The organism is Rhizobacter sp. P1_G5, assembly GCF_056405435.1.
The window spans coordinates 1-6,356 of sequence record NZ_JBFUCB010000348.1 but is presented as its reverse complement, the minus strand read 5'-3'; the positions used below and the strand labels follow the sequence as shown (position 1 = coordinate 6,356).

At 53.6% G+C, this 6,356-nt stretch carries 2 protein-coding genes, 2 tRNA genes and 3 rRNA genes; 1 reads left to right on the top strand and 6 read right to left on the bottom strand.

The annotated features are described in order from the left end of the window. Positions 1–163 (top strand): AMP-binding enzyme (locus AC1D12_RS21320; RefSeq protein ID WP_477842699.1); only part of this gene is annotated, 163 nt, incomplete at its 5' end. Between the two features lie 115 nt (positions 164–278). On the opposite strand, the gene rrf is transcribed toward AC1D12_RS21320, so the two are convergent. The 6 genes from rrf to AC1D12_RS21290 form a co-directional block, all read right to left on the bottom strand. Then, positions 279–391: ribosomal RNA gene (rrf, locus tag AC1D12_RS21315) — 5S ribosomal RNA — on the bottom strand. A 196-nt stretch (positions 392–587) separates the two neighbouring features. After that, positions 588–3,464: ribosomal RNA gene (locus AC1D12_RS21310) — 23S ribosomal RNA — on the bottom strand. A 337-nt stretch (positions 3,465–3,801) separates the two neighbouring features. Further along, positions 3,802–3,877 (bottom strand) — tRNA-Ala (locus tag AC1D12_RS21305). 9 nt (positions 3,878–3,886) lie between these two features. After that, a tRNA-Ile gene (locus tag AC1D12_RS21300) sits at positions 3,887–3,963 on the bottom strand. An 85-nt stretch (positions 3,964–4,048) separates the two neighbouring features. Beyond that, a 16S ribosomal RNA gene (locus AC1D12_RS21295) occupies positions 4,049–5,579 on the bottom strand. Together the 16S, 23S and 5S rRNA genes with 2 tRNA genes alongside form the textbook arrangement of a ribosomal RNA operon. Positions 5,580–5,947: 368 nt before the next feature. Next, positions 5,948–6,356 (bottom strand): putative PEP-binding protein (locus tag AC1D12_RS21290; RefSeq protein WP_477842697.1); only part of this gene is annotated, 409 nt, incomplete at its 5' end.

Genomic DNA, 6,356 nt, shown 5'->3' with positions numbered 1-6,356 from the left:
GTTCGTGGTCAGACGGGATTCGACGCTGACCGAAGACGATCTGGCAGCGTATTGCCGGGAGAACTTCACGGCCTACAAGCGGCCGAGGCACATCGAGTTTCGCGATGACCTTCCCAAATCGAATGTCGGGAAGATATTGCGGCGTGAATTGCGGACGGTGTGATGGCTCGTTTGGCGTGATGGACCGTTTGAGCTATTTGATCCGTTTAGCAGGAATCGCTTGCTGCAAAAGCAAAACCCCCGTCACCTTGGGAGGTAACGGGGGTTGGCTATTAATAGCCTGACGATGTCCTACTTTCACACGGGAACCCGCACTATCATCGGCGCTGAGGCGTTTCACTGTCCTGTTCGGGATGGGAAGGAGTGGGACCACCTCGCTATGGTCATCAGGCTTAACTTGTTGCTGCCGAGCATTCCTTGGGGGAAGTGCTTTGCAGCCAATTCGTAGAGTCGACGCCTGGTGGCCATGCCACACAAGCGATATCAGCATTTGATTTGATCAGAACTTGATTGCGTTCAAGGATATTCGTTGGAAGAACTGCACAACGCTTGTCCTCAGACAGCTTTGATCGTGTGATCAAAGTTATAGGGTCAAGCCTCACGAGCAATTAGTACTGGTTAGCTTAACGCATTACTGCGCTTCCACACCCAGCCTATCAACGTCCTGGTCTCGAACGACTCTTCAGGGGGCTCAAGGCCCCGGCAAGACTCATCTTGAGACGAGTTTCCCGCTTAGATGCTTTCAGCGGTTATCTCTTCCGMACATAGCTACTCGGCRATGCCACTGGCGTGACAACCGATACACCAGAGGTGCGTCCACTCCGGTCCTCTCGTACTAGGAGCAGGCTCTCTCAATCTTGCAGCGCCCACGGAAGATAGGGACCAAACTGTCTCACGACGTTTTAAACCCAGCTCACGTACCTCTTTAAATGGCGAACAGCCATACCCTTGGGACCGGCTACAGCCCCAGGATGAGATGAGCCGACATCGAGGTGCCAAACACCGCCGTCGATATGAACTCTTGGGCGGTATCAGCCTGTTATCCCCAGAGTACCTTTTATCCGTTGAGCGATGGCCCTTCCATACAGAACCACCGGATCACTTTGTCCTACTTTCGTACCTGCTCGACTTGTCAGTCTCGCAGTCAAGCACGCTTATGCCAATGCACTATCACCACGATTTCCGACCGTGGCTAGCGTACCTTCGAACTCCTCCGTTACGCTTTGGGAGGAGACCGCCCCAGTCAAACTGCCCACCATACACTGTCCCCAACCCGGATAACGGGCCAAGGTTAGAACCTCAAACACACCAGGGTGGTATTTCAACGTTGGCTCCACGACACCTAGCGGCACCGCTTCAAAGCCTCCCACCTATCCTACACAGATCTGTTCAAAGTCCAATGTAAAGCTACAGTAAAGGTTCATGGGGTCTTTCCGTCTTTCCGCGGGGAGATTGCATCATCACAAACATTTCAACTTCGCTGAGTCTCTGGAGGAGACAGTGTGGCCATCGTTACGCCATTCGTGCAGGTCGGAACTTACCCGACAAGGAATTTCGCTACCTTAGGACCGTTATAGTTACGGCCGCCGTTTACTGGGACTTCAGTCAAGAGCTTGCACCCCATCATTTAATCTTCCAGCACCGGGCAGGCGTCACACCCTATACGTCGACTTTCGTCTTTGCAGAGTGCTGTGTTTTTAATAAACAGTCGCAGCCACCGATTCTCTGCGGCCTCATTGGGCTCCCCAAGTAAATGGTTCACCTACTAAAGGCACACCTTCTTCCGAAGTTACGGTGTCAATTTGCCGAGTTCCTTCTCCAGAGTTCTCTCAAGCGCCTTAGAATACTCATCTCGCGCACCAGTGTCGGTTTGCGGTACGGTCGTATGCAGCTGAAGCTTAGTGGCTTTTCCTGGAAGCAGGGTATCACTCACTTCGGAGGCAAGCCTCCTCGTTATCACGCCTCATCTAAACCCTCCGGATTTGCCTAAAGGGTATGACTACACGCTTGAACCGGGACATCCAACACCCGGCTGAGCTAACCTTCTCCGTCCCCACATCGCACTGCATATCGGTACAGGAATATTGACCTGTTTCCCATCAGCTACGCATCTCTGCCTCGCCTTAGGGGCCGACTCACCCTACGCCGATGAACGTTGCGTAGGAAACCTTGCGCTTTCGGCGAGGGGGSTTTTCACCCCCTTTAACGCTACTCATGTCAGCATTCGCACTTCTGATACCTCCAGCAGCCTTCACAAGCCACCTTCACAGGCTTACAGAACGCTCTCCTACCACGTACGCTTGCGCGCACATCCGCAGCTTCGGTAACTGGCTTAGCCCCGTTACATCTTCCGCGCAGGACGACTCGATCAGTGAGCTATTACGCTTTCTTTAAATGATGGCTGCTTCTAAGCCAACATCCTGACTGTTTTAGCCTTCCCACTTCGTTTCCCACTTAGCCAATTTTGGGGACCTTAGCTGGCGGTCTGGGTTGTTTCCCTCTTGTGTCCGGACGTTAGCACCCGGTGCACTGTCTCCCAAGCTGTACTCATCGGTATTCGGAGTTTGCAATGGTTTGGTAAGTCGCCATGACCCCCTAGCCATAACAGTGCTCTACCCCCGACGGTAATACTTGAGGCACTACCTAAATAGTTTTCGGAGAGAACCAGCTATTTCCAAGTTTGTTTAGCCTTTCACCCCTATCCACAGCTCATCCGCTAGTTTTGCAACACTAGTCGGTTCGGACCTCCAGCAGGTGTTACCCTACCTTCATCCTGGCCATGGATAGATCACTTGGTTTCGGGTCTACACCCAGCGACTGAACGCCCTATTCGGACTCGATTTCTCTACGGCTTCCCTATTCGGTTAACCTTGCCACTGAATGTAAGTCGCTGACCCATTATACAAAAGGTACGCCGTCACCCTTGCGGGCTCCGACTGTTTGTATGCATGCGGTTTCAGGATCTATTTCACTCCCCTCCCGGGGTTCTTTTCGCCTTTCCCTCACGGTACTAGTTCACTATCGGTCGATTACGAGTATTTAGCCTTGGAGGATGGTCCCCCCATATTCAGACAGGATTACACGTGTCCCGCCCTACTTGTCGCACGCCTAGTTCCACACCCTACATTTTTCATACGGGGCTATCACCCGCTATGGCCGGACTTTCCATTCCGTTCTGATATGCAAGATGCTAAAACGTGCAGGCTCTTCCGATTTCGCTCGCCACTACTTTCGGAATCTCGGTTGATGTCTTTTCCTCGAGCTACTGAGATGTTTCAGTTCACCCGGTTCGCCTCGCATACCTATGTATTCAGTATGCGATGACCTTACGGTCGGGTTTCCCCATTCGGAAATCTCCGGATCAAAGCTAATTTGCCAGCTCCCCGAAGCTTATCGCAGGCTATCACGTCCTTCGTCGCCTGTAATCGCCAAGGCATCCACCACATGCACTTAGTCACTTGACCCTATAACTTTGACGCCCACCTCGGTGAGCATCGGTCAATGACTGTTTGAGTATTTCGCGTTATGCCGTTCTTCAAATCTCGCTTCAATCGATTTCTCGATCAACTCAAGTTGAATATCTGTTGACGCAATCAAGTTCGTCATCGACGGCACGGTGCATCCCTTTCGGTCTGCTTTCCGCCGACAACGCTGATTTTCGACTCTACAAATTGTTAAAGAGCAACAGCCGATTCTTTCGAACCGCTGACGGCAACAGCCTGGTGAAAAACTCACCAAGCTGCTTGCGTCAGCGTCGATTTCTTCTGGTCAAGAGAACGCGGAAACCACCTCAACAAGAAGTGGTGGAGGATGACGGGATCGAACCGACGACCCCCTGCTTGCAAAGCAGGTGCTCTCCCAGCTGAGCTAATCCCCCGATGGAAGTTGGTGGGTCTAGTTGGGCTCGAACCAACGACCCCCGCCTTATCAAGACGGTGCTCTAACCAGCTGAGCTACAGACCCTTGTTCCGGATTGAACCGTTCTCTTGAACTGTTGTCACAACAGCCGATAAGCGTGGGCGCTAAAAATTGAGCACCATTTTTCCAGAAAGGAGGTGATCCAGCCGCACCTTCCGATACGGCTACCTTGTTACGACTTCACCCCAGTCACGAACCCTGCCGTGGTAATCGCCCCCCTTGCGGTTAGGCTAACTACTTCTGGCAGAACCCGCTCCCATGGTGTGACGGGCGGTGTGTACAAGACCCGGGAACGTATTCACCGCGGCAAGCTGATCCGCGATTACTAGCGATTCCGACTTCACGCAGTCGAGTTGCAGACTGCGATCCGGACTACGACCGGTTTTCTGAGATTAGCTCCCCCTCGCGGGTTGGCARCCCTCTGTACCGGCCATTGTATGACGTGTGTAGCCCTACCYATAAGGGCCATGAKGACYTGACGTCATCCCCACCTTCCTCCGGTTTGTCACCGGCAGTCTCATTAGAGTGCCCTTGCGTAGCAACTAAYGAYAAGGGTTGCGCTCGTTGCGGGACTTAACCCAACATCTCACGACACGAGCTGACGACRGCCATGCAGCACCTGTGTTCTAGCTCTCTTTCGAGCACGAAACCATCTCTGGTAACTTCTAGACATGTCAAGGGTAGGTAAGGTTTTTCGCGTTGCATCGAATTAAACCACATCATCCACCGCTTGTGCGGGTCCCCGTCAATTCCTTTGAGTTTCAACCTTGCGGCCGTACTCCCCAGGCGGTCAACTTCACGCGTTAGCTTCGTTACTGAACAGCAAGCCGTCCAACAACCAGTTGACATCGTTTAGGGCGTGGACTACCAGGGTATCTAATCCTGTTTGCTCCCCACGCTTTCGTGCATGAGCGTCAGTACAGGTCCAGGGGATTGCCTTCGCCATCGGTGTTCCTCCGCATATCTACGCATTTCACTGCTACACGCGGAATTCCATCCCCCTCTACCGTACTCTAGCCATGCAGTCACAAATGCAGTTCCCAGGTTGAGCCCGGGGATTTCACATCTGTCTTGCATAGCCGCCTGCGCACGCTTTACGCCCAGTAATTCCGATTAACGCTTGCACCCTACGTATTACCGCGGCTGCTGGCACGTAGTTAGCCGGTGCTTATTCTTCAGGTACCGTCATTAGTCCAATTTATTAGATCAGACCGTTTCTTCCCTGACAAAAGCRGTTTACAACCCGAAGGCCTTCTTCCYGCACGCGGCATGGCTGGATCAGGCTTGCGCCCATTGTCCAAAATTCCCCACTGCTGCCTCCCGTAGGAGTCTGGGCCGTGTCTCAGTCCCAGTGTGGCTGGTCGTCCTCTCAGACCAGCTACAGATCGTCGCCTTGGTAGGCCTTTACCCCACCAACTAGCTAATCTGATATCGGCCGCTCCAATTGCGCGAGGTCTTGCGATCCCCCGCTTTCACCCTCAGGTCGTATGCGGTATTAATCCGGCTTTCGCCGGGCTATCCCCCACAACTGGGCACGTTCCGATATATTACTCACCCGTTCGCCACTCGCCACCAGGATTGCTCCCGTGCTGCCGTTCGACTTGCATGTGTAAGGCATGCCGCCAGCGTTCAATCTGAGCCAGGATCAAACTCTTCAGTTCGATCTTGATAATTTACTCAATGAATTGAAGTGAACTTCACTTCATGAGCGTTTAAGGTCCATGAGACCTCGAGTCTTTCGACTCTTCGGCACTCGCCTTCCAACGCCCACACTTATCGGCTGTATGTTTTTAAAGAGCTGCAATCCGGTTAACCGTCTTGCTTTGCTGTTCGATCTGTCTCGTTCAGCGCAGCCTTAGACTGTAGCACCTTTTTGCTCGACTTCAACAACTTGTTTTGATTTTTTTCCGCTTGCTGCTTTCGCCGCCTGCCGAAACCAATCAGTTGTTTGGTCGCTTCGTTGATCAGTGATCAGCGAAGACCACGACTATAGCATCGATTCTTCGGCCTTCGCACCGCTGTCACGAAATTACTGATGAATACCGACGGCCTGCAAGCTGGCCTGGGCCCGGCGGCACACCGATGCCGGGTCTTCGCTGCTCAGGATCGTCGGCAGCAACGGGGCCAGACGCCGCGTATCCGCCCGCAGCACCCGCTGCTTGATCGACGAAATCTGCGACGGGTGCATCGAGAAATTGCGCAGCCCCATCGCCAGCAGCAGGTCGGTGAACTCGGGGTCTCCCGCCATCTCGCCGCACACGCTGACGCCCTTGCCCGCCGCTCGTGCGTGGGCGATCGTCTGCGCGATCAGCCCCAGCACGGCCGGGTGCCACGGATCGTAGAGGTGCGACACCGCCTCGTCGGCGCGATCGATCGCCAGCGTGTACTGGATCAGGTCGTTGGTGCCGATCGACACGAAGTCGAAGTGCTTCAACAGC